This window comes from Actinomadura atramentaria DSM 43919 (assembly GCF_000381885.1).
GTDB lineage: Bacteria > Actinomycetota > Actinomycetes > Streptosporangiales > Streptosporangiaceae > Spirillospora > Spirillospora atramentaria.
In genome coordinates this window covers 99,432-124,845 of record NZ_KB907218.1, presented here as the reverse complement: position 1 = coordinate 124,845, position 25,414 = coordinate 99,432, and the positions used below count along the sequence as shown (strand labels likewise).

27 protein-coding genes and 1 riboswitch are annotated in these 25,414 nt (G+C 73.9%); of the genes, 13 read left to right on the top strand and 14 right to left on the bottom strand.

What is annotated here, in order from left to right:
* Positions 1 to 17 precede the first annotated feature (17 nt).
* The 5 genes from G339_RS0123910 to G339_RS40010 form a co-directional block, all read right to left on the bottom strand.
* Positions 18 to 1,790: a S9 family peptidase gene (locus G339_RS0123910; protein WP_026341731.1), complete on the bottom strand. Its 1,773-nt coding sequence runs from the start codon at positions 1,788 to 1,790 to the stop codon at positions 18 to 20.
* Positions 1,791 to 1,820: 30 nt separating this feature from the next.
* Positions 1,821 to 3,032: a serine hydrolase gene (locus G339_RS40015; protein WP_205625622.1), complete on the bottom strand. Its 1,212-nt coding sequence runs from the start codon at positions 3,030 to 3,032 to the stop codon at positions 1,821 to 1,823.
* A gap of 295 nt (positions 3,033 to 3,327) precedes the next feature.
* Complete coding sequence (locus G339_RS0123900; protein ID WP_240489881.1) at positions 3,328 to 4,083, bottom strand: MerR family transcriptional regulator; 756 nt, start codon at positions 4,081 to 4,083, stop codon at positions 3,328 to 3,330.
* Positions 4,084 to 4,474: 391 nt separating this feature from the next.
* Positions 4,475 to 5,143, bottom strand: a complete 669-nt coding sequence (locus G339_RS36220) for a LysR substrate-binding domain-containing protein (protein WP_019633589.1) — start codon at positions 5,141 to 5,143, stop codon at positions 4,475 to 4,477.
* Positions 5,035 to 5,352, bottom strand: a complete 318-nt coding sequence (locus G339_RS40010) for a helix-turn-helix domain-containing protein (RefSeq protein WP_205625621.1) — start codon at positions 5,350 to 5,352, stop codon at positions 5,035 to 5,037. The genes G339_RS36220 and G339_RS40010 overlap by 109 nt, the downstream gene beginning before the upstream one ends.
* 95 nt (positions 5,353 to 5,447) lie before the next feature.
* On the opposite strand from G339_RS40010, the gene G339_RS0123890 reads away from it, so the two are divergent.
* Positions 5,448 to 6,515, top strand: coding sequence for a pyridoxal-phosphate dependent enzyme (locus tag G339_RS0123890; RefSeq protein WP_019633588.1), 1,068 nt, complete (start codon positions 5,448 to 5,450; stop codon positions 6,513 to 6,515).
* A 7-nt stretch (positions 6,516 to 6,522) separates the two neighbouring features.
* Here G339_RS0123890 and G339_RS0123885 read toward each other — a convergent pair whose 3' ends face one another.
* Together G339_RS0123885 and G339_RS0123880 are read right to left on the bottom strand one after the other, a co-directional pair.
* Positions 6,523 to 7,200 (bottom strand): ferritin-like domain-containing protein, encoded by a 678-nt coding sequence (locus G339_RS0123885; protein ID WP_019633587.1) that lies wholly within the window; start codon positions 7,198 to 7,200, stop codon positions 6,523 to 6,525.
* A gap of 54 nt (positions 7,201 to 7,254) precedes the next feature.
* Positions 7,255 to 8,061 (bottom strand): SAM-dependent methyltransferase, encoded by an 807-nt coding sequence (locus G339_RS0123880; protein ID WP_019633586.1) that lies wholly within the window; start codon positions 8,059 to 8,061, stop codon positions 7,255 to 7,257.
* A 458-nt stretch (positions 8,062 to 8,519) separates the two neighbouring features.
* Here G339_RS0123880 and G339_RS0123875 point away from each other — a divergent pair, with 458 nt between their 5' ends.
* Positions 8,520 to 9,014 (top strand): hypothetical protein, encoded by a 495-nt coding sequence (locus G339_RS0123875; protein ID WP_157407978.1) that lies wholly within the window; start codon positions 8,520 to 8,522, stop codon positions 9,012 to 9,014.
* 11 nt (positions 9,015 to 9,025) lie between these two features.
* Here G339_RS0123875 and G339_RS0123870 read toward each other — a convergent pair whose 3' ends face one another.
* Together G339_RS0123870 and G339_RS39540 are read right to left on the bottom strand one after the other, a co-directional pair.
* Entirely contained in the window at positions 9,026 to 9,529 is a 504-nt protein-coding gene (locus tag G339_RS0123870) for a nucleoside 2-deoxyribosyltransferase domain-containing protein (RefSeq protein ID WP_019633584.1), read from the bottom strand.
* A 100-nt stretch (positions 9,530 to 9,629) separates the two neighbouring features.
* Positions 9,630 to 9,773, bottom strand: coding sequence for a hypothetical protein (locus G339_RS39540; protein WP_169514775.1), 144 nt, complete (start codon positions 9,771 to 9,773; stop codon positions 9,630 to 9,632).
* A gap of 28 nt (positions 9,774 to 9,801) precedes the next feature.
* Between G339_RS39540 and G339_RS35090 the strand changes: the two genes are divergently transcribed.
* Genes G339_RS35090 through G339_RS0123850 form a run of 4 tightly spaced genes read left to right on the top strand, consistent with a single transcriptional unit; the run spans position 9,802 to position 13,424 of the window.
* Complete coding sequence (locus G339_RS35090; RefSeq protein WP_240489880.1) at positions 9,802 to 10,089, top strand: hypothetical protein; 288 nt, start codon at positions 9,802 to 9,804, stop codon at positions 10,087 to 10,089.
* A gap of 30 nt (positions 10,090 to 10,119) precedes the next feature.
* Positions 10,120 to 11,250, top strand: a complete 1,131-nt coding sequence (locus G339_RS0123860; protein ID WP_019633582.1) for an FAD-dependent oxidoreductase — start codon at positions 10,120 to 10,122, stop codon at positions 11,248 to 11,250.
* 33 nt (positions 11,251 to 11,283) lie between these two features.
* A complete protein-coding gene (locus G339_RS0123855) occupies positions 11,284 to 11,721 on the top strand; it encodes a MarR family winged helix-turn-helix transcriptional regulator (RefSeq protein ID WP_026341730.1) in 438 nt (145 codons plus the stop codon).
* On the top strand, positions 11,718 to 13,424 hold the full coding sequence (locus tag G339_RS0123850; RefSeq protein ID WP_019633580.1) for an MFS transporter: 1,707 nt from the start codon (positions 11,718 to 11,720) through the stop codon (positions 13,422 to 13,424). Before G339_RS0123855 ends, G339_RS0123850 begins: the two co-directional genes overlap by 4 nt.
* 102 nt (positions 13,425 to 13,526) lie before the next feature.
* Here the strand turns inward: G339_RS0123850 and G339_RS0123845 are convergent, their stop codons facing one another.
* Positions 13,527 to 14,129, bottom strand: a complete 603-nt coding sequence (locus tag G339_RS0123845; RefSeq protein WP_019633579.1) for a superoxide dismutase — start codon at positions 14,127 to 14,129, stop codon at positions 13,527 to 13,529.
* A 107-nt stretch (positions 14,130 to 14,236) separates the two neighbouring features.
* On the opposite strand from G339_RS0123845, the gene G339_RS0123840 reads away from it, so the two are divergent.
* Positions 14,237 to 15,067 (top strand): patatin-like phospholipase family protein, encoded by an 831-nt coding sequence (locus tag G339_RS0123840; RefSeq protein ID WP_019633578.1) that lies wholly within the window; start codon positions 14,237 to 14,239, stop codon positions 15,065 to 15,067.
* Here G339_RS0123840 and G339_RS39120 read toward each other — a convergent pair whose 3' ends face one another.
* Positions 15,068 to 15,217 (bottom strand): hypothetical protein, encoded by a 150-nt coding sequence (locus G339_RS39120; RefSeq protein WP_019633577.1) that lies wholly within the window; start codon positions 15,215 to 15,217, stop codon positions 15,068 to 15,070.
* Positions 15,218 to 15,431: 214 nt separating this feature from the next.
* Here G339_RS39120 and G339_RS0123830 point away from each other — a divergent pair, with 214 nt between their 5' ends.
* The gene (locus G339_RS0123830; protein WP_019633576.1) at positions 15,432 to 16,262 is read left to right on the top strand and encodes a patatin-like phospholipase family protein; all 831 of its coding nucleotides are present in this window, start codon (positions 15,432 to 15,434) and stop codon (positions 16,260 to 16,262) included.
* An 18-nt stretch (positions 16,263 to 16,280) separates the two neighbouring features.
* Here G339_RS0123830 and G339_RS0123825 read toward each other — a convergent pair whose 3' ends face one another.
* A complete protein-coding gene (locus tag G339_RS0123825) occupies positions 16,281 to 17,276 on the bottom strand; it encodes a ribonucleotide-diphosphate reductase subunit beta (protein WP_019633575.1) in 996 nt (331 codons plus the stop codon).
* Between the two features lie 20 nt (positions 17,277 to 17,296).
* Positions 17,297 to 19,645: a ribonucleoside-diphosphate reductase subunit alpha gene (locus tag G339_RS0123820; protein ID WP_019633574.1), complete on the bottom strand. Its 2,349-nt coding sequence runs from the start codon at positions 19,643 to 19,645 to the stop codon at positions 17,297 to 17,299.
* A 95-nt stretch (positions 19,646 to 19,740) separates the two neighbouring features.
* A riboswitch (cobalamin riboswitch) is annotated at positions 19,741 to 19,963 on the bottom strand.
* A gap of 94 nt (positions 19,964 to 20,057) precedes the next feature.
* On the opposite strand from G339_RS0123820, the gene G339_RS35085 reads away from it, so the two are divergent.
* The 3 genes from G339_RS35085 (at position 20,058) to G339_RS0123800 (ending at position 22,193) form a co-directional block, all read left to right on the top strand.
* Positions 20,058 to 20,669 (top strand): hypothetical protein, encoded by a 612-nt coding sequence (locus G339_RS35085; RefSeq protein WP_033324199.1) that lies wholly within the window; start codon positions 20,058 to 20,060, stop codon positions 20,667 to 20,669.
* Between the two features lie 70 nt (positions 20,670 to 20,739).
* Positions 20,740 to 21,489, top strand: a complete 750-nt coding sequence (locus G339_RS0123810; protein WP_051107943.1) for a YcnI family copper-binding membrane protein — start codon at positions 20,740 to 20,742, stop codon at positions 21,487 to 21,489.
* The gene (locus tag G339_RS0123800; RefSeq protein ID WP_240489879.1) at positions 21,486 to 22,193 is read left to right on the top strand and encodes a copper resistance CopC family protein; all 708 of its coding nucleotides are present in this window, start codon (positions 21,486 to 21,488) and stop codon (positions 22,191 to 22,193) included. The genes G339_RS0123810 and G339_RS0123800 overlap by 4 nt, the downstream gene beginning before the upstream one ends.
* Positions 22,194 to 22,229: 36 nt before the next feature.
* Here the strand turns inward: G339_RS0123800 and G339_RS0123795 are convergent, their stop codons facing one another.
* The gene (locus G339_RS0123795; RefSeq protein ID WP_026341727.1) at positions 22,230 to 23,573 is read right to left on the bottom strand and encodes a Swt1 family HEPN domain-containing protein; all 1,344 of its coding nucleotides are present in this window, start codon (positions 23,571 to 23,573) and stop codon (positions 22,230 to 22,232) included.
* A 128-nt stretch (positions 23,574 to 23,701) separates the two neighbouring features.
* Here G339_RS0123795 and G339_RS0123790 point away from each other — a divergent pair, with 128 nt between their 5' ends.
* Both G339_RS0123790 and G339_RS0123785 read left to right on the top strand, forming a co-directional pair.
* Positions 23,702 to 24,472, top strand: coding sequence for a group II truncated hemoglobin (locus G339_RS0123790; protein ID WP_019633569.1), 771 nt, complete (start codon positions 23,702 to 23,704; stop codon positions 24,470 to 24,472).
* A gap of 239 nt (positions 24,473 to 24,711) precedes the next feature.
* On the top strand, positions 24,712 to 25,413 hold the full coding sequence (locus tag G339_RS0123785; RefSeq protein ID WP_019633568.1) for a DsbA family oxidoreductase: 702 nt from the start codon (positions 24,712 to 24,714) through the stop codon (positions 25,411 to 25,413).
* The last annotated feature ends 1 nt before the right edge of the window (position 25,414 follow it).

Genomic DNA, 25,414 nt, shown 5'->3' with positions numbered 1-25,414 from the left:
CGGGGGGGGCGGCCGGGTCAGAGCCCGAGGTGCTTGCGGGCGAAGCTGATCTCGGCCTCCATCTGCTTGATCCGCTCCTCCACGACGAGCGAGCCGTGGCCCGCGTCGTAGCGGTAGGTGTCGTGCGGGACGCCGAGTTCGGCGAGCCGCGCCAGGTAGTTGTCGATCTGGCGGATCGGGCAGCGCGGGTCGTTCTCGCCCGCCAGGACCAGGACGGGCGCGGTCACCCGGTCGACGTAGGTGATCGGGGACGACGCGCGGTACAGGTCCGGGACGTCGTCGGGCGAGCCGCCGAACAGCGACCGGTCGAACGCGCGCAGGCCCTCCATCTCGTCCGCGTACGCGGCGACGTAGTCCGCGATCGGTACGGACGCGACCGCGACCGACCAGTCCTCCGGGTACACGCCGATGCCCAGCAGCGCCAGGTAGCCGCCCCACGAGCCGCCGGTCAGCGCGAGCCGCGCCGGGTCGGCGAGGCCGTTCTCGACGGCCCAGTCGCGGACGGCCTTCACGTCCTCCAGCTCGGTCAGGCCGACGCGGCGCTCGATCGCGTCGCGCCACGCCGAGCCGTAGCCCGTCGAACCCCGGTAGTTGACGCGGACGACCGCGAAGCCGTGGTCGACCCACGCGGCCGTCGCGGCGGTGAAGGAGTCGTCGTCCTGCGCCTGCGGGCCGCCGTGGACCTCGAACACCGTCGGGTACGGCGCGCTGCCCGTCGCGGGCCTGCTGACCAGGGCGTGGACGCGTCCGCCGGGGCCCTCCACCCACACGTCCTCGACCGGGACGGACGGCGGTGCGGGCTCGCCGGGCGGGACGAGCACGACCGCGCCGGACGTCGAGCGGATCACCGGCGGCTCGGCGGCCGACGACCAGGAGAACTCGACGGTGCCGTCCGGGCGCGGCACGGCGCCGCCGATCACGCCGCGCGGCGTGTCGATACGGGTGAGGGAGCCGTCCGCGAGGGCGTATCGGTACAGCTCGTCGCGTGCCTCGTGGTTGTGCCCGATGAGCAGCGCGGTGCCGTCGGTGTACCAGGACGCGACGGTCTCGCCGGGCAGGTCGAGGCTGATCTCGTGCTCCGCGCCGGTCAGCGGGTCCCAGATCAGGATCTCGTCGCGGCCGTGCCGCTCGTGGCCGACGAGGAGCCGCGCGTCGCCGGGGACGGGCGCGAACGCGCTGCCCCACACGCCCTTGCCGGGGCCGTCCCACAGGTCGGCGACCGTCGAGCCGTCGGGCGCGAGGACGCGCAGCGCCATGTGCCGGCTGTCGCCGTGCTCGCTGTGCCCGATGGCGATGAGCGCGCCGTCGTGGGAGAGCGCGGCGACGTGCGCGTCCTCGGAGTGCTCGTAGAGCGCGACGGGCGGCGCGCCGGGGCGGCACAGGTGGACCGAGCTGCCGTCGTCGACGGTCCGGCCGATGACCGCGAGGCCGTCCGCGCCGAGTTCCAGGCCGGACGGGTAGGACGCCGCCAGCTCGGGGACGGCCGGAACGGCTTCACCGCCGCCGAAGGGCTCCCGCATCCAGAAGCCGAATTCGTCTCCGTCCGAGTCGTTGAACCACCAGATCGACTCTCCGGGCGGATCAAGGGTGGCGATCCACGTGCCGTTGGGTCGATCGGTCACCTGTCGCCGGGTGTCGTGGCGGCGGTCCCAGGCGTAGACCTCCCAGGTTCCGGTCACGTTGGACCGGTACAGGCAGCGGTCGGGGGCGTCGCGCGCCCCGCGGGGCAGGCTCACTCGGGCCGCCCGGAACCGGGCCTTCCAGCGGATGTCGTCGGCGGGACCAGTCATGGGACCAGTATCGCGGGCGCTCGGCGGGGGTCAGGCGTCCGCCGGGACCGAACCGTCCGAGAGCTCCCAGCGGACGTGCGCGCGGTCGTCCGGAGCCGTTGCCGTCCGGCGGTTCCGGTTCAGCGCGCGGTGGACGGCGCGGGCGACCCGCTCGATCGTCGCGACGCCGTACGCCATCGTCGGCGTGTCCCGGGTCAGGACGACGATCAGGTAGTCGCGGCGCGGGCCGTCGAACGTCCCCACGCTGTGGACGCGCCACGCGCGGCCCTGGCGGGGCAGCCAGCCGTTCTTCACGTGCCAGACGACGTCGGCGGGACGTCCGGCGGTGACGCCCCAGCGCTGCGCGGGGATCACCCGGTGCATCAGCGCCAGCGCGTAGCGGCGGGCCTTGTCGCGCAGGACGGTGTTGTGGCGGGTGAGCAGGTTCAGCAGGCGCAGCTCGTCGTTCGCGGTGATCTGCGTGAGGCCCCAGTGCGCCGTGTTCAGCCGCGTGTGCCGCATTCGGGCACGGGCCAGGAAGCGGCGCGTCCGGGTGGGGCCGACCTCGTGGAACAGGGCGGTCGCGGCGTCGTTGTCGGATCGCGTGATCATCCGCTTGGCCAGGGAGCGTTCGCGGGGCGTCATGCGGCGGTGCGCGTCCTGGACCGCGCGCAGCAAGGTGGCGAGGATCGTCACCTTGACGACGCTCGCGCCGTCGTAGCGGCGGTTGCCCGCGACGCGGCAGACCAGGCCGTGCGACCGGTCGAGGACGGCGACGGACTCGGCGCCGGACCGGCCGCGCAGTGCGGCGGTGATCTGGCGGCCGAGCGCGGCGGCGAGCCTGCGATGCCGCGCCGACGCGCAGGGGCCGTTCGCGCGCCTCGGGCGGGGGCGCGCGCCCGGCCGTGTGCCAGGTCGCGCGCCGGGCTGTGTGCCGGACTCCTCGCTGGGCTGTGTGCCGGGCTCCGCGCGGGGGTCCGCGCCGGGGTCCGCGCCGGGGTCCGCGCCGGGCTGCGCGCTGGGCTGTGCGCCGGGGTCCGCGCTGGGGCGGGCGTTCGGCTGCGGGCCTGGCGGTGTGGCCGGTCGCGTGCTGCCACCGGGCTCGGCGGCTTCGCGCGATCCGGCCGTGCCGCCCGGTCCAGCCGTTCCGGCGGGTCCGGCCGGACTCGTGTTCCCGCGCGGACGGTGTGCTCCGCTCGTCGGGGAGGCGTCCGCCGTCCCGGCGACGGGCCGCGCCGGGTCGATGGTCGGGAAGGTCCGCATCGGCGTGTCCGGATCGACGCGCTGTGCGGAACCGGCGGGCCTCAGCGGGACGGCGGAAGCACCGGTGTCGGCCGATCCGGACGGCGGCGTTTTCTCCGTCCCGGCACCCGCGCTCGCGCCTGCGGTAGATCGCGGGTTCGCCGCGGCGACGGGTGCGGCGGGCAGCACGGCAGCCGCGGTGAGGAAGGCCAGTAGGGCCGCAGTCGGTGCGGAGGTCGGCGGGCGGCGGTGAGGTCCACGCATCCGTCCACGTTAATGATCATGGAACCAGGGGCGCGTCACGCGGACGGCAAGATCATTCCCGGGCCTCGGCGTAGTCCGCCAGCACCTCGTCGATCGCGGCGCGGACCTGCCGGTCCATCGACCGCGCGAACCCGGCCTCCACCGACACCTGCGCGCCCGGCCGCAGCCGCGCGAGGGTCTCGTCCAACGACGCCAGGTCCGTCCCGGTGTACTTCCCGACGACGTGCTCGGTGATCAGTCGGACGAACCGGGCGGCGAGGTCGTCCATCACGCGCTGGAGGTCGTCGCTGACCTCCAGCACCGCCGCCAGCGGCACGCCCGCGCGGACCAGCGTGACGGTCGCGTCGAGCTGGCGGCGGCTCCAGTGCGTGACACGGTCGCCGTCGACCCGGAGGTGTCCCAGCTCCACGGCCCGCTCGATCGCGCGCGGCTCGACCTCGCCGGGGAACAGCTCGGCCAGCTCCGCGAGCGTCATCGTCACCGGCGTCTCGTTCGACCACGGTGTGGTGACGGCCTTCTCCACGCCGAGCACAGTCGCGATGTCGCGCCCCTGCTCCCACGCCGACAGCAGCTCGCGGATGCCCTCCAGCGTGTGGCCCCGGTCGAGCAGGCTCGCGATCATGCGCAGCCGCGCGACGTGGTCCTCGGAGTACAGGCCGATCCGGCCGACCCGGCGCGGCGGGGGCAGCAGCTTGCGCTCCTGGTAGTAGCGCAGCGTCCGGACGGGGACGCCCGCGGCCGCGGACAGCTCGTCGAGGCGGTACTCGGGGCCGTCCGGGGCGTCGGGCTCGGGCGCGTCGTCGCTCACGCACGTCAGCATAGTTCCGGGCTCGTCCCGATCCGCCCGGTGCTCGCCGGGATACAGTCGGGCGGTTCCCCCTGATCCGCGCCCCCGGAGGCCACCGATGCGGAAACCCGTCCTCGCCCTGCTCATCCCCGCCGTCCTCGTGACGGGTCTCGGCCTCACCGGGTGCTCCAGCCGCAGTCGCTGGTGCGAGTACGACGCGACGGACAAGCGCGTCAGCGACAAATTTTGCAAAAACCATGTGCCGGGCTCGAGTGGGAGTACAGCAGCAGCCACTCGCACAGCCACGTGAAGAAGCACTCGACGGTCAAGCACTACAAGACCAAGACGAAGACGCGAAAGTCCCGGCACTGACGGCCGCGCGTCGGGCCCGTGCTCGTCAGGCCCGTGGTTGTCAGGCCCGCGCGCGGGCGGTCGCGCGCAGCGCCGCGCGGCACGCCCCGATCGCGGGATGGCCGCCGCCGCCCCGGCGCGACGCCGTGTAGAGGCGGCGGGTGCGGCGGCCCGCCGGGAGCCGCACGAGCGGGACCGGCCGCGTGCCCGTCGTCCACACCAGGTCGGGGATCAACGCGGCCGCGTGGCCCTCTTCGACGAGCCGCAGGTGGAGCAGCAGGTCGGAGGACTCGAACCGGACGTCCGGCTCGAAGCCCGCGCCGCGGCAGAGCGTGAGCGCCCACGCGCGCGCCGCCGTCCCGGACGGCTCCAGGACCCACGGCCCGTCCGCCGCGGCGCGCAGCCCGTCGCCGGGCTCGCGGCCGGGCGGCAGCGCGAGCCGGATCTCGTCGCGGCACAGCTCCTCGTACTCGATCGCGGACGGGCGCGGCGGCGGCGTCCCCGGATACGCCTCGGTGATCGCCAGATCGAAGTCGCGGGCGAGCAGCGCGGGCAGCGCCGCCTCCGGCTCGACCTGCCGGACCTGGACGCGCAGCGCGGGGTGCCGGCCGCGCAGCCGGGTCAGCGCGCCCGGCAGCAGCGCGAGCGCGGCCGTCTGGAACACGGCGATCCGCAGCACGCCGGTGATCTCGTCCAGGGACGCGGCCAGGTCCGCCTCGGCACGTTCCAAGCGCTCCAGAACGGCCTCGGCTCGGCCTGCGGCGTCAGCCGGACGCGCCGCCCGACCGGTTCGAGCAGGCGGACGCCCGCCTCCCGTTCCAGCACCGAGAGCTGCTGGGAGATGGACGACGGGCTGTACGCCAGCGCCTCGGCGACGGCCGCGAGCGTGCCCCGGTGCTTCAGCTCCCGGAGCAGCCGGAGCCGGTGAAGATCCAGCATGACCTGCGCGAACCTCGATTCATCGGCGGAGCCGACGATTATCGCTCAAAAACATTCGCTGGACCGATGATGACGCGCTGCGGCAGCCTGGAGGCATGCCCGCTCCCGTCACCGCAGTCTCCGCGCCGTACTTCCGCCCCGCCGCCCGCGCCTGGCGGTGCGCGCCGCCCGCCGACGTCGCCGCCTTCCACGCCACGCTGCCCGGCTACGCGCCGACGCCGCTGGTCGAACTCCCGCGTCTGGCCGCCGAGCTGGGCGTCGGGCGGCTGTTCGTGAAGGACGAGTCGGCGCGGCTCGGGCTCCCCGCGTTCAAGATGCTCGGCGCGTCGTGGGGCGTCGAGCGGGCGCTGCGCGACGAGAAGCGGCTCGTCGCGGCGACGGACGGGAACCACGGGCGGGCGGTCGCGGCGGTCGCGCGGCTGCGCGGGCTCGCCGCGACGATCTTCGTGCCGGCCGACATCCACCCCGCGTCGATCGCGGCGATCCGCGCGGAGGGCGCGGAGGTCGTCACGGTCGACGGCATCTACGACCTGGCGGTCGAGCGCGCCGCGAAGGAGGCCGCGGAGCCGGGGTCGCTGCTCGTCCAGGACACGGCGTGGCCGGGTTACGAGGAGATCCCGCGCTGGATCGTCGAGGGTTACGCGACGCTGTTCACCGAGGTCGACGCGCAGCTTGCGGCGGCCGGGGCCGCGCCCGCCGGGCTCGTCGGCGTCCCGGTCGGCGTCGGGTCGCTCGCGCAGGCGGCCGTCGCGCACTACCGGGGCCGCGCGGCCGGACCGGACGCGCCGTCGCTGCTGTCGGTCGAGCCGGAGTCGGCGGCGTGCGCGCTGGCCAGCCTGCACGCGGGCGAGCGCGTCACGCTGGAGCCGGGCCGGACGATCATGCACGGGCTGAACTGCGCGACGCTGTCCACGCTCGCCTGGCCGTACCTGCGCGACGGACTCGACGCGGCCGTCGCGATCGGCGACGCCGACACCGTCCGCGCCGCCCGCGACCTGGCCGCGCTCGGCGTCCCGGCCGGGCCGTGCGGCGCGGCGGCGCTCGCGGGGGCCCGCGCCGTGCTCGGCGGGGACGGCAACCGCGTCCTGCTGTCGCCGCGCCACGCCGGGACGGTCGTCCTGCTCAGCACCGAGAGCGCGACCGCGAACCCGTCGCTCGGCTGACGCTGGCTCACCAGCGGGCGGCGCGCGCCTCCACCAGCGTCTCCCGAACGAACGCGCGGCGCGTGACGCCGAACTCGCGCAGCGCCGGGCCGTGGTCGAGCGCGACGACCGCCGCCGTCACGGCGAGCGCCGCGAGCCACGCGCGGCGGACGGGCGCGGGCAGTCCGCGCAGCCGCGCGCAGTGGAAGGGGACGTGCCGCCGCTCGTCGTCCAGGATGCGGCGGGCGGTCGCGGCGACGAGCGGGTCGCGCGCGCCGTCGCGCATCGCCCGGTAGTACCGGAGCGCGACGACTTCGGCGAGCATCAGCGTGAGCAGTTCCGCGCGGAGCCCGAACGGCCGCCGGAGCCGGACGAACACCGTGTCCGTCCAGTGCCGCGCGAGCGGCCGGACCCCGGCGGCGTGCAGGACCTCGCCGAGCAGCCGCGCGTGCTCGGACTCTTCGGCGACGAACAGCCGGACGGCGGCGGCGTAGTCGGGATCGCCCGCGCGGACCGCCTTCGCGATGAGGCCCGCGCCGTCGCCGCTCTCCCCGAGCTGGAAGCGCCGCACGCTGCGGGCGACCGCCGGGGACAGCCGCGCGCCGCTCCGCCGGTCGGCGTCGGGGCCGCGCCGCGCGGCGGCGTCCTCGAACGCCGCGCGCCACGCCGCGAAGGTGGACGGGGTTTCTTCCAGGGAGGCGGCCATGCTCTGTGGGACGGTCCCCGGCCGCGTTCGGTTGCCCGGAATGTCCGGGACGGGTCAGGGCTTGCGGCCGACGCCGCCGAACTCGTCGATCGGGACCGGCTCCCCGATGTCGCTCGGCTCCGGCCGCCACAGCGGGCACGACACCAGCCCCGGCTCGACCATCTCCAGGCCGTCGAAGAACCGCGCGAGCTGGTCGGGGGAGCGCAGCACGTACGGCGGCTTGGCGTTGGCGTTCCAGATGCCGATGGCCTCGGCGACCTGCGGGGCCATGATGACGTTCGTCGCGTCGTACAGCGCGAGGAAGCTCCCGGACGGCAGCGCCGCGACGAGCCGCCGGACGATGTCCACGGCCTCGTCGTCGTCGGTCATGTGGCCGAGGATGCCCATCAGCATGAGCGCGATCGGCCGGTCGAAGTCGAGGGTGTCGGCCGCGCCGCGCAGGATGTCCTCGGGTTCGCGCAGGTCCGCGTGGAGGTACGCGGTCGCGCCCTCGGGGGAGCTGGTGAGCAGCGCCTGCGCGTGCAGGAGGACGAGCGGGTCGTTGTCGACGTAGACGATGCGGGAGTCCGGCGCGACGCTCTGCGCCACCTCGTGCGTGTTGTTGACCGTGGGCAGCCCGGTGCCGATGTCGAGGAACTGGCGGATGCCCTCCTCGGCCGCGAGGTGACTGACGGCCCGCACGAGGAACTGGCGGGTGGCGCGCGCCATGTCCGCCATGTTCGGGATGACCTTGAGGATGTCCTCGCCGACCTGGCGGTCGACCTCGGAGTTGTCCTTTCCGCCCAGCCAGTAGTTCCAGATCCGCGCGGTCTGCGGGACGGAGTAGTCGATTTCGGGCTTCGGAGCGGAATCGTTCGGCACGGCGAAGGCTCCTCATCTGGGTGTGGCCGGTCGGTCATCGAGCACCGGTCGCCATGCTCGCACAAAGATCGTCGGAGGGGAGGGTGATCCGCCGGAAACCGTGACGAGCCAGGGCTTGTAGGGATCAGGGGGCGTTAGCGGACTTTCGGCTGGGCGGGTCCAAACGGTATCGGCGCGCGGGTGGCGTCGCCGCGCGCCCTGCTCGCCGGCGACGGTCCCTGACCGCCGAAGACCACCTGCGTCTCCGGCGACCGTTTGCAACGCGTTCGGTGGACGACTGATCGGCCGGGTTTGTCTCTTTCCGTGGCACGATGCACGCTGTGGACGAACTTGAGGCGACGCAGCGTGCCTTTGACGAGCTGGCGTCGCCGATGGGCGTGAGGCCGCCCCGGTTCAAGAAAGGCCGCGTCCCCCGGCGCTGCGACGGAATGGGATTTCGAGTGTTCCGCGGAGTCGTGGTGGTCGACGCCAGGTTCGCCGCGCTCGCGCCCGAAGAGCAGTGGGTCACGGCCGCCTACACGCTCGCCGCCGCGGGCGTACGCCGGACCGTGTGGTGGATGCTGGTGGCCGCCCAGACCGTGGCGATCTTCGTGTTGGGATACGTCGTGGACGAAGTGTGCGTCGCGTCCGGGCTCGCGTACGGCGATCCGATGATCACTCTCATCCGCCTCCCGGTGTTCGCGGCTTTCATCTTCGGCGAGGTCGCCGCGATGATTCGCGTGACATCACGGTTCGCCGACCGCAGGGTCGTGGAAACCTTCGGGTTGCGTCCCTTCGAGGTCTCGGTGGAGATGGAACGGCGCAGGGAGCACCGTTCGTGGGTCCACCGGCTCACGCCCGGCCCGGAGCGCCGCCGGGAGTGGCTGCGGCTCAGCGTTCCGACCGCGTTCACCGACCCGGGCGCGCTTCCGTCCGGCGAGCACGACGTCCTCGACTTCCGCGAGGCGCATTGAAGGCGGATGGGTTATCCACAGCCTGTGGACGAGCGGCGTGCGAGGGCCAGTGCGGCGGTGACCGTCGCGGGCAGCGTCTCGCAGACCGGTGCGCCGTGGTGGCGGGCGACCCAGATCAGGTAGCGGTTGCGCTGCGGGTCCGGGCAGTCGGGCGGGCATCCGAGTACGGCGCGGCCGGTGCCGATGTCCAGGCCGAACTCGACGTTCGTCGTGAAGCCCGGCATCGTCCGCAGGTCGCGCGGAATCCAGAAGAGGATCGCGTCGGCGCGGGCGCGGGCGGCGGTCTCCCAGCCGATCTGGCCGTCGTAGGACTCGGCGCGGCGGCCGTCGGCCGACTCGGGGACGAGCGCGGCGAGCGGACCGGGGCCGTCCCACTGCGCGGCCAGCTCGCGCAGGGCGGCGGGACGCCAGGACGGCACGTCCGGCGAGCGCGGTGTCGGCCCGGCGAGGAAGACCGCGGGGCCGCTCGCCGGTAGCGGGTCGCCCGCCCAAACGGTGTGGATCACGTCGGTCACCGGTGGCCTCCCTCGGAACGGCAACGCCAGCAGAGCACCGCCCTTCCATCTTCGGCGAATAGCGGACATCAACTAGTAGAGATCGGACAGTTCACGTCAACTAAGGAGGAAGAGCGGCCCAGCGGCGTCCGCTCTGCTCGCCGACGACCGGCCGGGCCGCGACCTCGTCCGGCGCACCACCTCCGGCGACCTCGTCGTGCATGTCGGTGAACGAACCGCGCAGCCGCCGGGAGCGCCCGGCCAAACCCGCACTGACCAGGAAGGGGATCGTCGTGACCGCAGTGAAGGTCCTGCTGGCCGAGGGCGGCGTTCCGGCGGCCCGCGCCGGATGGGCCGTGGACGTCCTGCTCCTGCTGGCGACCGCGACCGCCGCCGAGCAGTCCGCCCGGGACCGCACGGACAAGGCGGACGAAGAGGCGCTCGTCGCCGCAGTCGCCGAGGCCCTGCACCCGCACCTGGCGTGGGTCGGCGACGAGCTGTTCTCGGGGACCGGCCCGCAGCGGCTCGGCTGGACCTTCCGCGCCCTGCTCAGTGGAACGCTCCACACACCTCGGCCCTGACCGGGGAAGGACACCACCGGGGGGAACGACATGACCAAGCACCAGCCGATCATCATCGCGGGCGCCGGCCTCGGCGGCCTCGTGCTCGCCCGCGTCCTGCACGTCCACGGCGTCGAGGCGGCGCTGTACGACCTCGACGCGTCGCGCGCCGCCCGCCCGCAGGGCGGCATGCTCGACCTGCACGAGGAGTCGGGGCAGGCCGCGCTGCGCGCCGCCGGGCTCCACGAGGGCTTCGAGGAGATCATCTTCCCGGGCGGCGACGCGATGCGCGTCCTCGGCAAGGACGCCGCCGTCCGGCTGGCCGACGACGGCGGCGGCGAGCGGCCCGAGGTCAAGCGCGGCGACCTGCGCGATCTGCTGCTGGACGCCCTGCCGGACGGCGCGGTCCGCTGGAACTCCAAGATCGTCGAGGCGCGCCCGCTGGACGGCGGCCGCCATGAGGTGACGCTCGCGGACGGCGAGACGCTGACCACGGACCTGCTCGTCGGCGCGGATGGCGCCTGGTCGCGCGTGCGCCGGCTCGTCTCGGACGCGGTGCCCGCCTACGCCGGAATCTCGTTCGTGGAGCTGAACCTGTACGACGCCGACGTCCGCCACCCGCGCGCGGCGGCCGTCATCGGGAGCGGCCTGATGTTCGCGCTCGCGGAGGAGAAGGGCTTCCTCGCGCACCGCGAGCCGGACGGGAACCTGCACGTCTACGCGGCGCTGCGCGCCCCCGCCGAGTGGACCGCCGCCGTGGACTTCGCCGACACCGCGTCCGCGAAGGCCGAGCTGCTGACCCGTTTCGCGGGCTGGCACGACGACCTTCGCGGCCTGATCGCCGACGCGGACGGCCCGCTGGTCCCGCGCCAGATCCACGCGCTCCCGGTCGGGCACCGCTGGGAACCGGCCCCCGGCGTGACGCTGCTCGGCGACGCCGCGCACCTGATGTCCCCGTTCGCCGGGGACGGCGCGAACCTCGCGATGCTGGACGGCGCTGAGCTGGCGGCGGCGATCGTGGCGCGTCCCGGCGGCACCGAGGCGGCCGTCGCCGCGTACGAGGCGGCGATGTTCGAGCGGTCCGAGGCGGCGGCGGCCGAGTCCGCCGCGAACCTGGAGGTCTGCTTCGCCCCGGACGCCCCTGACGGCCTGGTGGCGCTGATGGAGGGTTACACCGCTTGATCTTCAGCCAGGCTTATCAGTTATGTTTGGCATATGACGGATGAGTCGGATATTCCGCAGCTCACCGAGGCGCTGGTGGACGGCATCCGGTTGCTCGTGCGCCGGATGCGCCAGGTCCAGGTCGAAGGCGAGCTGAAACCCTCGGAGAGTTCGGCGCTCGCGCGTCTGGACCGCGTCGGCCCCACGACGTCGAGCGCGCTCGCCCGCATCGAGCGGATCAGCGCGCAGTCGATGGGCGCGACCCTCGCGGGACTCCAGGCGCGCGGCCTGATCGAGCGGCGGCCCGACCCCGAGGACGGCCGCCGCGTCGTCCTCACCCTCACCGACGCGGGGCGCGCGGTCCTGCGCACGCGCAAGAGCACGCAGACCGAGAAGCTGACCGCCGCGCTCGCCGACGAGTTCACGCCGGACGAGCGCGAGCGGCTGCGCGAGGCGGTCGGGCTCGTCGAACGGCTGGCGCGCCGCCTGTGAGCGGCCCGGCCGACGAGCGGTACCGCTGGGCCGCGCTCGCCAACACGACCGCCGCCGTGTTCATGTCCGCGCTCGACGGCTCGATCGTCCTCATCGCGCTGCCCGCGATCTTCCGCGGGATCGAGCTGAACCCGCTCGCACCGGGCAACGTCGGCTACCTGCTGTGGATGATCATGGGGTACCGGCTGGTCCAGGCGGTGCTCGTCGTGCCGCTCGGCCGCCTCGGGGACATGTTCGGCCGCGTCCGGATCTACAACGCCGGGTTCGCGGTGTTCACCGCCGCGTCGGTCCTGCTGTCGTTCGACCCGTTCCACGGCGGCGGGGGAGCGGTCTGGCTGATCGCCTGGCGGCTGCTCCAGGCGGTCGGCGGGTCGATGCTCACGGCCAACTCGGCGGCGATCCTCACCGACGCGTTCCCCGCGGACCAGCGCGGATTCGCGCTCGGCACCAACCAGGTCGCGGGGCTGGCGGGCCAGTTCGTCGGGCTCGTCGCGGGGGGCCTGCTCGTGCTGTGGGACTGGCGGGCCGTTTTCTGGGTCAATGTTCCTGTTGGGATATTCGGCACCGTCTGGGCGTATCGGAAGCTGCGGGAGGAGGACGAGCACGCGCCGCGCCGCGCCGTCCGCATCGACTGGTGGGGCAACCTGACGTTCACCGCCGGGCTCAGCCTGCTGCTCATCGGCATCACCGAGGGCATCCACCCCTACGGCGGCCACCCGATGGGCTGGACGAACCCGGCCGTCGTCGCGCTGCTCGCGGTCGGCGCCGTGCTGCTCGCCGTGTTCGCGGCGGTCGAGACGCGCGTCGCCGAGCCGATGTTCCGCCTCGGCCTGCTGCGCATCCGCGCGTTCACCGCCGGGAACCTGGCGGGCTTCGTCGCGCGCCTCGCGCAGGGCGGCCTCCAGTTCATGCTGATCATCTGGTTGCAGGGCATCTGGCTGCCGCTGCACGGCTACGACTACGAGTCCACGCCGGTCTGGGCGGGCATCTTCCTGCTCCCGCTGACGTTCGGGTTCCTCGTGACGGGCCCGATCGCGGGCCGGCTGTCGGACCGGTTCGGCTCGCGCGGCCTCGCGACGGGCGGGATGCTGCTGTTCGGCGCGAGCTTCGTCGGCCTGCTGCTGCTCCCGATCGACTTCCCCTACTGGGCGTTCGCGCTGCTCATCGGGTTGAACGGCGTCGGCATCGGAACGTTCAGCTCGCCGAACTCGTCGTCGATCATGGGCAGCGTGCCCGCCGACCAGCGCGGCGTCGCGTCCGGGATGCGCTCGACGTTCCAGAACTCCGGGACATCCCTGTCGATCGGCGTGTTCTTCTCGCTGATGATCGCCGGGCTGGCCGGGAGCCTCCCGCACACGCTGACGTCCGGGCTGGAGCAGCAGGGCGTCCGGCCGGACGTCGCCGCGCACGTCGGATCGCTGCCGCCGGTGTCGTCGCTGTTCGCGGCGATCCTCGGCGTCAACCCGATCGGGAGCCTGCTCGCCCCGACCGGCGCGCTGGAGTCGCTTCCCCCGCAGAACCGGGCGACGCTGACCGGGCGGGAGTTCTTCCCGCACCTCATCTCCGGGCCGTTCCACCACGGGCTGGTGATCGTGTTCGCGCTGTCGGCCGTCCTCGCGGTGCTCGCGGCGGTCGCGTCCGCGCTGCGCGGCGGGCGGGAGAAAGGGTGCGGCGCCCACCAGGCCGCAAGGGAAAGGTTCTGAGCACGATCCCGGCCGGGTGGACGCCGCACGTTCACGGGGACGCCGCCGCGCGCGACCCCCTACCCCGGCGCGCCCGCCGGTGAATCACGCGCGGCGCGGCCGTCAGGCGGCGACGGCCTTCCGGTAGCGGTCCGCCACGTCCGTCCAGTTGACGAGCGACCACAGCTTCTCGACGTAGTCCGGGCGCACGTTGCGGTACTGCAGGTAGTACGCGTGCTCCCAGGCGTCGAAGACCAGCAGCGGCGTCGTGTTCATCCCGACGTTGCCGTGGTGGTCGTAGACCTGCTCGACCACGAGGCGGCGGCCGAGCGGCTCCCACGCCAGGACGCCCCAGCCCGAGCCCTGCACCAGCGACGTCGCGGACGTGAGCTGCTTCTGGAACGCCTCGAACGACCCGAAGTGCTCGGTGATGGCGTCGCCCAGGTCCCCGTCGGGCCGGTCGCCGCCGTCCGGCGACAGGTTCTGCCAGAAGATCGAGTGCAGCACGTGCCCGGACAGGTTGAACGCGTACGTCTTCTCCAGCCCGACGATGCCGCCGAACTCCCGCTTGTCCCGCGCCTCGGCCAGCTTCTCCAACGTGTCGTTGGCGCCCTTGACGTAGGCGGCGTGGTGCTTGTCGTGGTGCAGTTCGAGGATCTCCCCGGTGATGGCGGGCTCCAGCGCCCCGTAGTCGTAGGGGAGGTCGGGCAGCGTGTAGGTCGACATGCGCCCACTATTGCAAATGAGTTGCAGGTGCGTCCAATAGGCAGACAGGTTCGCCTGGCGTGTCGTGGTGGTCCAATAGGTCCGGATTGCTACGAGAGGGGACGGACATGGGACGCGCACTGGTGCTGGGCGGCGGCGGAGTCGCCGGGATCGCGTGGGAGGCGGGCCTGGTCGAGGGCTTCCGCCGGGCCGGGGCCGACCTCGGCGCGGCCGACCTGTTCGTGGGGACGTCGGCGGGCTCGGTCGTCGGCGCGTTCCTCGCGCACGGCGCCGACCTGGCCGGGGCCATCGAGGAGATCGCCGAGGCGGATCGCGAGACCGCCGCGCCCGACCTGGACCCGGGTCTGCTGATGAAGGTGTTCGAGGTGCTGACCGACACGACCGTCAGCGGCGCGGAGCGGCGGCGGCGCGCGGGCGTGCTAGCGCTGGAGACCGACACCAGCGCGTCCGACGGCCGACTGGACGAGATCACCGAGCGGCTGCCGTCGCACGACTGGCCGGAGCGGCGGCTGCTGGCGACCGCCGTGGACGTCGAGTCCGGGGCGCTCACGGTCTGGCAGAAGGGCGGCGCGGCGACGCTCCCGCAGGCCGTCATCTCCTCGTGCTCGGTGCCGGGGATCTTCCCGCCCGTCGAGATCGCGGGCCGCCGCTACATGGACGGCGGCGTCTACTCCGCGACCAACGCCGACCTCGCGGTCGGAAACGACCGGGTGGTCGTACTGGAGCCGATGGCGCACCTGACGCCGCGCGCCGTGCTGGAGAAGGAACTGGCCGCGCTGCACCCGGCGGACGTCGCGGTCGTCGGGCCGGACGACGAGACGATCGAGCTGTTCGCCCTGGACCTCCTCGACCCGAAGCTCTGGACGGCCGCCTACGCGGCGGGCGTGCGGCAGGCCGCGTCGCAGGTCCCGGCGGTCGCCGGGACCTGGAACGGGTGATCAGCGGCGTTTGCCCTGGATCTTCCCGAGCAGGCGGCGCGCCTTCTCCTGGTTCTTCGGGTCGCGCGCCATCTCCCCGGCGCGGGCCTTCGCCTTCTGGGCCTGCGGGCTGTCCATCAGTTTCTTGACGCGGTCGCTGAGCGAGGCCACGGTTCCTCCTCGGCCGTCGCGGCGGCGCGGGTCACCGCCGTCTCGTCCCGTCCAACGAACGCGGCGGCCGAAGGGTTCGCGGAACGGGCTGACCGGAAGGCCAGATCTCCGTACTCCGTGTCACGCTCCGCGGCCCCGGGTAGGGGCGGCGCCGCGAACGGAATCGCAGGACGGGGCGCGGCCCGCGCGGCGGCGCACCGGAGGGGAGGCGCGGATGACGCGGGCGCTGGTCCTCGGCGGCGGCGCGGGCATCGCCGCCCCGTGGGAGGCCGGACTGATCGAGGGTTTCCGGCGGGCCGGGACCGACCTCGGGGAGGCCGACGTGATCGTCGGCTCGTCCTGGGGGTCGTTCGTCGGCGCGTGCCTCGCGCACGGCGCGGACCTCGACCGGTGCATCGAGCACGTCATCGAGACCGACCGCGAGCAGCGCGGGCCGGGCATCCACGCCGCGCTGCTGCAGCGGATGCTCCGGCTGCTGTCGGACACCTCGGTGCCCGGCCGGACGCGCCGCCGGCGAGTCGGTGAGATCTCGCGCCGCCCGGAGGTCGTCGAGCGGTCCGGACGGCTCGACCTCATCACCGAGTGCCTGCCCGCGACGGAGTGGCCGGACCGGCCGCTGATCATCCCCGCCGTGGACGCCGACACCGGCGAGCGCGCCGTGTGGCGGCGCGGCGACCCGGTGCCGCTCCCGAAGGCGGTGCGGGCGTCCGCGTCGTGGCCGACCGAGTTCCCGCCGACCGAGATCGACGGGAACTGCTACATGGACGCCGGGACGTACTCGTCCACCAACGCCGACCTCGCCGAGGGCTGCGACCGGGTGGTCGTGCTGATGCCGATGCGGCACCTCGTCCCGCCCGTGACGCTGCGGCGGGAACTCGACCGGCTCGGAGCCGCCGAGGTCGCCGTCGTCGGCCCCGACGACCTCGCCGTCGAGCTGTTCGCGCTGGAGCTGTTCGAGCCGAACATCCCCGACACCGCGTACGCGGCGGGGCTCCGGCAGGCCGCCGACGAGGTCCCGGCGGTCGCCGGGGCGTGGCACGGCTGAGCCCGGCGCGTCAGTGCGTCAGAACGCCTCGTCGAACGCGACGCTCCCCTCGACGCCGATCTGGTACGCCGACACGCGCCGCTCGAAGAAGTTCGACAGTTCCTGCACGTCCTGCAGCTCCATGAACCCGAACGGGTTCGCCGATCCGTACCGGACGGGCATGCCGAGCCGCGCGAGCCGCTGGTCGGCGACGTACTCCAGGTAGCCGCGCATCGCGTCCGCGCTCATGCCGGGCAGGCCGTCGCCGCACAGGTCGCGGGCGAACGCCAGCTCGGTCTCGACGGCCTCCTCCAGCATCCGCGTGACCTGGCCGGCCAGCTCGTCGTCGAACAGCTCGGGCTCTTCGGCGCGGACGGTGTCCACGACGGAGAACGCGAACTCCATGTGCATCGACTCGTCGCGGAACACCCAGTTCGTCCCGGACGCGAGCCCGTTCAGCAGCCCGCGCGACCGGAGCCAGTACACGTACGCGAACGCGCCGTAGAAGAACAGCCCCTCGATGCACGCGGCGAAGCAGATGAGGTTGAGCAGGAACGCGCGCCGGCCCGCCGCCGACTCCAGCCGGTCCAGCGAGTCGATCGAGCCGATCCAGCGGAAGCAGAACTCGGCCTTCTCCCGGATCGACGGGATGTGCTCGACGGCGGCGAACGCCCGCGCGCGCTCGTCGGCGTCCGGCAGATAGGTGTCCAGCAGAGTCAAGTAGAACTGGACGTGTACGGCCTCCTCGAAAAGCTGCCGCGACAGGTACAACCGCGCCTCGGGCGCGTTGACGTGCTTGTAGAGGTTCAGCACGAGGTTGTTCGCGACGATCGAGTCACCGGTGGCGAAGAACGCGACGAGCCGGTTCACCAGGTGCAGTTCCTCGGGCGTGAGGCGCGCCAGGTCCGCGAGGTCGGACGCCAGGTCCACCTCCTCGACCGTCCAGGTGTTGCGGATCGCGGCGCGGTACCGCTCGTAGAAGTCGGGGTAGCGCATGGGCCGCAGGGTGAGGTCCATGCCGGGGTCGAGCAGCATCGGCTTTCCTTCCCGCGAGGTCACTGGCACGCCTCGCAGGCTTCGGGGTTCTCCAGCGAGCAGGCGATGGCCTCGGCGTCGGGCACCGGCGACGCCGCCGGGGCGGCCGCCGCGACGGTCGTCTGCGCGATCCGCGTCGCGGGACGCGACCGCAGGTAGTAGGTCGTCTTCAGGCCCTGCTTCCACGCGTAGGCGTACATCGAGGACAGCTTCCCGATGGTCGGCGTCTCCATGAACAGGTTCAGCGAGTGGCCTTGGTCGATGTACGGGGTCCGCGCGGCGGCCATGTCGATCAGCGCGCGCTGCGGCAGCTCCCACGCGGTGCGGTACAGCTCGCGCAGCTCGGCGGGTAGGTCCGCGATGCCCTGGACGGAGCCGTTGGCGCGCTTGACGGCCTCGCGGACGGCGGGCGTCCACAGCCCGAGCCGCTTGAGGTCCGCGACGAGGTAGCCGTTGATCTGCAGGAACTCGCCGGACAGCGTCTCGCGCTTGAACAGGTTGGACACCTGCGGCTCGATGCACTCGTAGCAGCCCGCGATGGACGCGATCGTCGCGGTCGGCGCGATGGCGACGAGCAGCGAGTTGCGCAGCCCGACCGCCGCGACGCGCTCGCGCAGCGCTGTCCACTCGTCGCGCAGCACGGGCGTCGCGTCGGGGAAGTGGTCGACGTGGAGCTGCCCGCGCGCCGTGCGGGTCTGCCCGTACGCGGGCAGCGTCCCGTGCTCGGCGGCGAGGTCGGCGGACGCGCCGTAGGCGGCGAGTGCGATCTCCTCGGCGATCCGCGTGGACAGCGCGCGGGCCTCGGGCGAGTCGAACGGGAGCCGCAGTTTGAAGAACACGTCGGCCAAGCCCATCGCGCCGAGGCCGACCGGGCGCCACTTGGCGTTCGCGGCGGCGGCCTCGCTGGTGGGGTAGAAGCCGCGGTCGATGGTGCGGTCCAGGAAGCGGACGGCGGTGCGGACCGTGCGGCGCAGCTTCGCCCAGTCGATGCCGTCCGCCGCATCCCCCGGGCCGGGGCGCGCGGGGGGTCGTCCCCCATTGGGAAGTACGACGTGGGCGGCGAGGTTCACCGAGCCGAGGTTGCAGACGGCCGTCTCGCCGTCGCTCGTCACCTCCAGGATCTCGGTGCAGAGGTTCGACAGGTGGACGACGTTGCCGGGCTCGGCCGTCTGGTTGCAGGCGCGGTTCGCGGCGTCCTTGAACGTCATCCAGCCGTTGCCGGTCTCGGCGAGCGTCCGCATCATGCGCCCGTACAGCCGCCGCGCCGGGACCTGCCGGACGTAGCGGCCCTCGGCCTCGGCGGCGCGGTAGGCGGCGTCGAACTCGTCGCCCCACAGGTCCGCCAGCTCCGGGACCTCCTTCGGGTCGAACAGCGACCACGCGGCGTCGCTCTCGACGCGGCGCATGAACTCGTCCGGAATCCAGTTGGCCAGGTTCAGGTTGTGGGTGCGGCGCGCGTCCTCGCCGGTGTTGTCGCGCAGTTCCAGGAACTCCTCGACGTCCGCGTGCCACGGCTCCAGGTACACGCACGCCGCCCCCTTGCGGCGGCCGCCCTGGTTGACGGCCGCGACGGAGCTGTCCAGCGTCCGCAGCCACGGCACGATGCCGTTGGAGTGGCCGTTGGTGCCCCGGATCAGCGAGCCGCGCGACCGGATCTTCGTCCACGAGATGCCGATGCCGCCCGCGTACTTGCTGAGCCGCGCGACCTGCGCGTACCGGTCGTAGATCGACTCCAGCTCGTCGCGCGGCGAGTCCAGCAGGAAGCACGACGAGAGCTGCGGACGGCGCGCGCCCGAGTTGAACAGCGTCGGGGAACTGGGCAGGTACGACAGCGCGCCGAGCAGCGCGTACAGCTCCGCGACCTCCGCGACGGTCGACGACAGGCCCGCCGCGACGCGCAGCCAGAAGTGCTGCGGACGCTCCAGGACGCGGCGGGTGCTCGGGTGCCGCAGCAGGTACCGGTCGTAGAGGGTGCGCAGGCCGAAGTACTCGAACCGGTCGTCGTTGGCGTCGTCGGCCAGGGCGTTCAGCGCGGCGGCGTTCCCGGCGACGAACGCGGCCGTCTCCTCGTTCAGCAGGCCCTGCGCGTACGCGGCCGCGACGGACTCGGCGAACGTCGTCACGCCCTCGGCGGCGGCCTCGTCCGCGATGTGCGCGCCGAGCAGCCGCGCCGCGACGCGGGAGTAGCCGGGCTCGGCGGCGACCAGCGCGGCGGCCTCGATGACGGCCTGCTCGCGGGCCTGGACGCCGTCCGCCGCGCCGCGCACGGCGGCGAGCACCCGGGCCGGGTCCACGTCGGGCAGCCCGGCGCACGCCCGCCCGACCTGCGCGGCGAGATCCGCCGGCGGCGCGATGAGTTCCTGTGTCACGTGCCCTCTTCCCCTCGCGAGCGAAGGCTCCGGAGGGCACGCGGACGAGCGCGCGCGACCGCGCGCCATCGCCCCCGGCTCTCCCGCGAAGCCTGGACGTTCCGTCGTGCGGGCAGGTCTTCGGACTCGCGGGCGACCGCGTCCTGTTCCGGACGCGGACCTACTGGCCGTCGCTTCCCGGCCCCTCTCGGGTCCAGTGCTCATGACGGCGGTCGTTCCCGCTCACCGCTGCGGGGCAGTCCCGGACTTCCACCGGGTTCCCTCTTGCGACGCCCCCGCCGTTTCCGGCGGGGGCGAACCAGCACGGACCCTGACCCTACATCTAGTTGATCTGGTTCGCATCCGACCCACATGTAGGGCGTGTCACGCCGGTGCGAGGGTGGCGCGGGGGCGGTCATACGATGTGGGCGACATGAGCCCGCACGCCCCCGACCCGTCCACGCGCGCCGCCCGCGCGGTCGTCTTCGCGACCGTGTGCGTCGCGCTGGCCGCGTCCGGGCACGCCGCCGCGGGCGGGGACGCGCCGCCGCTGCGGGCGCTGACGACCGGGTTCGGCGGGGCGCTGCTGCTCGCGCTCGCCCTCGCCGGACGGGAGCGGTCGCTGCCCACCATCGCGGGCGTGCTCGTCGGCGGGCAGTACGCGCTGCACTGCGTGTTCAGCGGGGCCGCCGCGGGCGGGATGCTCGGGCACCATCCGGCCCCCGTCGCCGCGCCCGTCCCGATGGACCACGACACGCGGCCGTCGATGACGCTCGCGCACCTGGCGGCGGCGCTGGTCTCCGCGTGGTGGCTGCGGCGCGGGGAACGCGCCGTGTGGGGCCTCGCGCGGCGCGCCGCGGGCGCGGCCCGGCCCGCGCGGCTGCTGGGCGTGCTCGCGGCGGTGCTGGAGGCGATCTCGGCGCGGCTCGCGCCGCCGCCCTCTCCCTGGGCGGTTCTGGACGTCCTTCCGCCGCGGGCCGTTTCGGAACTGCGGCATGACGTGGTCCGGCGGGGGCCGCCGGCCGTTTCGGTGGCGCTCGGCTGAGCGCCGTACGTCACCGGTGCCGCGAGGGGCGGTACCGGGTTCCAGGCACGTCCGAAACGGAGCAACGCCCATGTCCGCACGTGTTCTCGTGCAGTCGTCCGTTCTTTCGCCCGCCGTGGGCTCGTCCCTGCGGCGCGCCGCCGTCGTCGCGGGGATCGCGGGGGCCGCCGTGCTCGGCCTCGGCGCCGCGGCGTCCGCGCACGTCACCGCCAACCCCGGCACCGCCCCGAAGGGCGGCTACGCCAAGATCACCTTCCGGGTGCCGAACGAGCGCGACGACGCGGCCACCACCAAGGTCGTCGTCCACCTCCCGCAGGACCACCCGATCCCCTCGGTGTCGGTCCGGCCCGTCCCCGGCTGGACGGCGAAGGTCGAGGAGGCGAAGCTGCCCAAGCCCGTCACCGTGAACGGCACCGAGCTGACCAAGGCGCCCGCCACCGTCACCTGGACGGGCGGCAAGATCGAACCCGGGCAGTTCCAGGAGTTCGACGTGTCCCTCGGGCCGATCCCGGGCGACACCGACCGGCTGCTGTTCCCCGCCGACCAGACGTACTCGGGCGGCGAAGTCGTCAAGTGGGACCAGACGCCCGCCGAGGGCGCGGCCGAACCCGAGCATCCGGCGCCCTCGGTGACGCTCACCGCCGCGACCGGCGAGCACGGCGCCGCGCCCGCCCCGTCCCCGACCGCGCACGCCGGCTCCGGTTCGGCTTCGTCCGACGACGGCACCGCCCGCCTTCTCGGCGGGCTCGGCCTGGCCGCCGGGGTCCTCGGCGTCGGCACGGGCGCGTTCGCGCTCACCCGCGCGCGGAGCCGGTCGTGACCCGGCCCGACGCGGCGCGGCTTGACGTGACGGAACCCGACGCGATGTGTTCGGGCGCGGCGCGGTCCGCGGGCCGGTCCGGGGCGGTGCGGTTCGGCGCGGCTCCGTCCGACGCGGTGCGGTCCGACGCGGTGCGGTCCGACGCGGTGCGGTCCGGGGCCGTGCGGTCCGCCGGGCGGCGTGGGGTGCGGCGGGTCGGGGCGGCGGTGCTCGCGACCGGCGCGGCGTTCGCGCTCGCCGTGCCCGCGACGGCACCGCCCGCGTCCGCGCACACCACGCTGCGGTCGTCGGACCCGGCGGCGGGCGCGACCGTCGGGGACCCCGGCCAGATCACGCTGACCTACGCGGACGCGGTGATGGTCCCGCAGGTCGTCGTGACGGGGCCGGGCGGGGCGCGCGTCGGCGTCGGCGCGGCGCACGCCGTCGACAACACCGTCACGCAGGCGGTGAAGACCGGGCTGCCCGGCGGCGTCTACACCGTCGGCTGGCGGGTCGTCGCCACCGACGGCCACCCGATCACCGGCTCGTACACGTTCACGGTGAGCGGCGCGGCCGGAGCGCCCGCCGCCGCGCCGTCGGCCTCGGCGGAGCCGGCGAAGGAGAAGACCAACTCGGCGGGCTGGCTGTGGGTCGGCCTGGCGGCCGTCGTGGTCGCGGCGATCGGCGGCGGCGTGGCCTGGCTGCGGCGCTCCCGCCGCGCCTGACGCCTGGGCGGGGGCGTCCGGCGCGGCCGGGCGCCCTCACCGGGGCTTCGGCCCCTTCCACACCGTGAGATCGAGCCGCACGTACTCGCTCGGCTCCTGGCCGGTGTCCGTCACCCGGACGAGCGCGATGACGCCGTCCTCGTTCGTCACGCAGATACTCCGGCCCTTGATCCGATCGATCGGGAGGACGGTCTCGTAGCGGGTGTCGTCCCGGCACGCCTGGTAGCCGCCCCGGTCACCGGGGTCGAGCAGGGCGAACTTTCCCTTCTCGTTGTTCGAGATCAGGCCGTAGTCGCTGTAGTTCAGGTCGCCGAGGCTTCCCTTCTCCGGATGTTTCGGGTCGTCCAGGAACGAGGTGATCTGGTAGTCCTTCGCGAGGTCGACGCCGGTGTACTCGCCGAGTTTCGTGCCGTCCTTGACGCCCGCGTACTTGTGGGTGGGCTTGCCGGTGGGCTTCGCGTTCGACCCTGAGCCCGATCCGGAATCCGAACCGGAGTTGGACGCGAGCGCGCCCACGACCAGTACGACGACGAGGACGGCGACCATCAGCAGGCAGCCGCCGCCCGCGATGACGGCGGGCACCGGCACCCCCGCGATCCCGGTCCTCGGAGCACCCGGCCGGAACGGCGGGCGGACCGGCGGCGGCATCCGGGGCGGCGGGTAGGGCGGCGTTCGCGGCGGCGGGCCGCCCATCGCGCCGGGCCGCGCGCCGCGCGTCCGCCCGCCACCGGCCTGCCCGCCGCCAGACGACCAGCCGCCGGCCGGTCCACCACCGGCCCGCCCACCACCGGCCCGCCCACCACCGGCTCGCCCACCACCGGCCCACCCCGCGCCGCCCCGCCGCGCGCCCGCGGGTCCCGCGCCGGGCGCGCCGCCGGCCGCCGCCGGACCGGCCGAGCCGTAGCCCGGCGCCCCGCCGTCCGCCCCGCCGTCCGCTGGGCCGTTCGCTGGGCCGTCGCCCGGCGCACCGCCGCGCGCGAGCGCCTCGACGTCGGCGGCCTGCCGCGCCCCGGCGAGCCGCAGCAGCCGCGCCATGACCGCGAGCGCCTCGGCGGTCGCGACGGGTGTGAAGCTCTCCGGGGAGAAGTCGTGCGCGTAGGAGTTCCCGATCTCGCGTATCTCCGACGCGAGCGACAGGCCGGGGCGCGGGAGCACGGGTTTGAAGGTCTCCCGGTTCTCGGTGATCACCCGCAGGAGCAGCCGGACGTCGTTCAGCGAGTGCTCGCGTCTGTGGCCGAAGCGCTCGGCGTCGCGGCGGCCGAACTCGGCGAGCCAGTCGCGCCCGTTGGTCTCCGTCATGCGCCGGTCCACCCAGGGGGCGAGGCCCCGCGCCAGCAGTTCGAGGCCCTGTCCGATCTTCTCCCGGTCGCTCGCCGCCATGCCGTCCTCTCCGCCCGCGCTTGATCGTCCTCCCGGCTAGGTGACCGTAGGGCCGCGAAAAGTTCACTCTGTGGCCATATCTGGCCATACAAGAATTACATAATTACATGGCACCTAGGGTCTTGATCATGATCGTCGAATACCTCCGGTACCGCGTCGCGGACGGTGCCGCCTTCGAGGCGGCCTACGCGCGCGCCGCCGCGTCCCTCGCCGCCGCGCTGGAGTGCGTGGACTACGAACTCGCCCGCTGCGCCGAAGAACCGGCCGTCTACATCCTGCGCATCACGTGGACGTCCGCCGAGGACCATCTCGCGGGCTTCCGGCGCGGCGAGCACTTCCCCGCCTTCTTCGCGGCGATCAGGCCGTTCGTCGGCGACATCGAGGAGATGCGGCACTACGAGATCACCGACGTGCGCGGCGCGGGCGGCGCGGCCCGCGCTGACGCGCCGCCGACGATGTACGAGTGGGCGGGCGGTACGGCCGCCTTCGACCGGCTGACCGAGGACTTCTACGCCCGCGTCCGCAAGGACGACGTCGTCGGCCCGCTCTTCGCGCACATGGACCCGTCGCACCCCCACTACGTGGCGCTGTGGCTCGCGGAGGTCTTCGGCGGCCCCACCGCCTACACCGACGAGCGCGGCGGCTACCCGCGCATGCTCGGCCAGCACCTCGGCAAGGGCATCACCGAGGCGCAGCGCCGCCGCTGGGCGTCACTGCTCATGGACGCCGCCGACGCGGTCGGCCTGCCCGCCGACCCCGAGTTTCGCGCCGCGTTCGCGGGCTACATCGAGTGGGGCACGCGCATCGCGCTGGCGAACTCGCAGCCGGGCGCGACCCCGCCGCAGGACGCCCCGACGCCGCGCTGGGGCTGGGGCGTCGCCCCACCGTACGAGAGCTGACCCGGGCGTCGACTCGGGCGCCGGCGGCGCGAGCGAGCGTCCCGCCGCCGGAGCCGAGGCTGATCAGCGTTGGGTCGAGCGTCCCGCCGTCGCGGGAGGGTCGACCCGGGCGTCAGATCGGAAATGCCGGCGCGGGCGGGCGTCCTCCCGCCGTGGCGGGAGCTGATCGGCGTTGGGAATCAATCCCTGCCGTGTCAGGTTTCTCGGGGGAAGTCCGTTCCGCGAAGAAGAGGTGCGTCGTGCGCGTGGAGATCTGGTCCGACCTGGTGTGCCCGTGGTGCTACATCGGCAAGCGCCGGTTCGAGAAGGCGCTCGCGGCGTTCCCGCACCGCGCGGACGTCGAGGTCGTCCACCGGTCGTTCCAGCTCGACCCGTCCGCGCCCGCCGGTGAGACGCGCGACCAGGCGGACATGCTCGCCGAGAAGTTCGGCCTGACGCGCGAGCGCGCCGAGGCGATGAACCGCGAGATGGAGGCCCGCGCCGCGCAGGACGGCCTGGAGTACAACCTGGCGGGCGGCCTCAGCGGCAACACCGCCGACGCGCACCGCCTCGTCCACCTGGCCCGCGAGTCCGGCCGCGCGGACGACGTCGTGGAGGCGCTCTACAAGGCGCACTTCACCGACCGCCGCTCGATCTTCGACACGGACTCGCTGGTCGAGGTCGCCGCCGAGGCGGGACTCGACGCCGACGCGGCGCGCGCGACGCTGGAGTCCGGCGCGCACGCCGACGCGGTCCGCGCGGACCACGCCGAGGCGCAGCGGCTCGGCGCGACGGGCGTCCCGTTCTTCGTCGTGGACGGCCGCTACGGCGTGTCCGGCGCGCAGCCCGTCGAGCTGTTCACCCAGGTGCTGGAGCGCGCGTGGGACGACGCGCGCCCGCAGCTCGTCACCGGCCCGGGCGAGGTCTGTGACGACGGCACCTGCGCGGTCCCCGAAGCCTGAC

Bases quoted from the DNA above. Each gene is read 5' to 3' on its own strand.
- G339_RS0123910 (WP_026341731.1), bottom strand. From the start codon at position 1,790: ATGACTGGTCCCGCCGACGACATCCGCTGGAAGGCCCGGTTCCGGGCG.
- G339_RS40015 (WP_205625622.1), bottom strand. From the start codon at position 3,032: ATGCGGACCTTCCCGACCATCGACCCGGCGCGGCCCGTCGCCGGGACG.
- G339_RS40010 (WP_205625621.1), bottom strand. From the start codon at position 5,352: ATGCTGGATCTTCACCGGCTCCGGCTGCTCCGGGAGCTGAAGCACCGG.
- G339_RS0123890 (WP_019633588.1), top strand. From the start codon at position 5,448: ATGCCCGCTCCCGTCACCGCAGTCTCCGCGCCGTACTTCCGCCCCGCC.
- G339_RS0123885 (WP_019633587.1), bottom strand. From the start codon at position 7,200: ATGGCCGCCTCCCTGGAAGAAACCCCGTCCACCTTCGCGGCGTGGCGC.
- G339_RS0123860 (WP_019633582.1), top strand. From the start codon at position 10,120: ATGACCAAGCACCAGCCGATCATCATCGCGGGCGCCGGCCTCGGCGGC.
- G339_RS0123855 (WP_026341730.1), top strand. From the start codon at position 11,284: ATGACGGATGAGTCGGATATTCCGCAGCTCACCGAGGCGCTGGTGGAC.
- G339_RS0123845 (WP_019633579.1), bottom strand. From the start codon at position 14,129: ATGTCGACCTACACGCTGCCCGACCTCCCCTACGACTACGGGGCGCTG.
- G339_RS0123840 (WP_019633578.1), top strand. From the start codon at position 14,237: ATGGGACGCGCACTGGTGCTGGGCGGCGGCGGAGTCGCCGGGATCGCG.
- G339_RS0123830 (WP_019633576.1), top strand. From the start codon at position 15,432: ATGACGCGGGCGCTGGTCCTCGGCGGCGGCGCGGGCATCGCCGCCCCG.
- G339_RS0123825 (WP_019633575.1), bottom strand. From the start codon at position 17,276: ATGCTGCTCGACCCCGGCATGGACCTCACCCTGCGGCCCATGCGCTAC.
- G339_RS35085 (WP_033324199.1), top strand. From the start codon at position 20,058: ATGAGCCCGCACGCCCCCGACCCGTCCACGCGCGCCGCCCGCGCGGTC.
- G339_RS0123810 (WP_051107943.1), top strand. From the start codon at position 20,740: ATGTCCGCACGTGTTCTCGTGCAGTCGTCCGTTCTTTCGCCCGCCGTG.
- G339_RS0123795 (WP_026341727.1), bottom strand. From the start codon at position 23,573: ATGGCGGCGAGCGACCGGGAGAAGATCGGACAGGGCCTCGAACTGCTG.
- G339_RS0123790 (WP_019633569.1), top strand. From the start codon at position 23,702: ATGATCGTCGAATACCTCCGGTACCGCGTCGCGGACGGTGCCGCCTTC.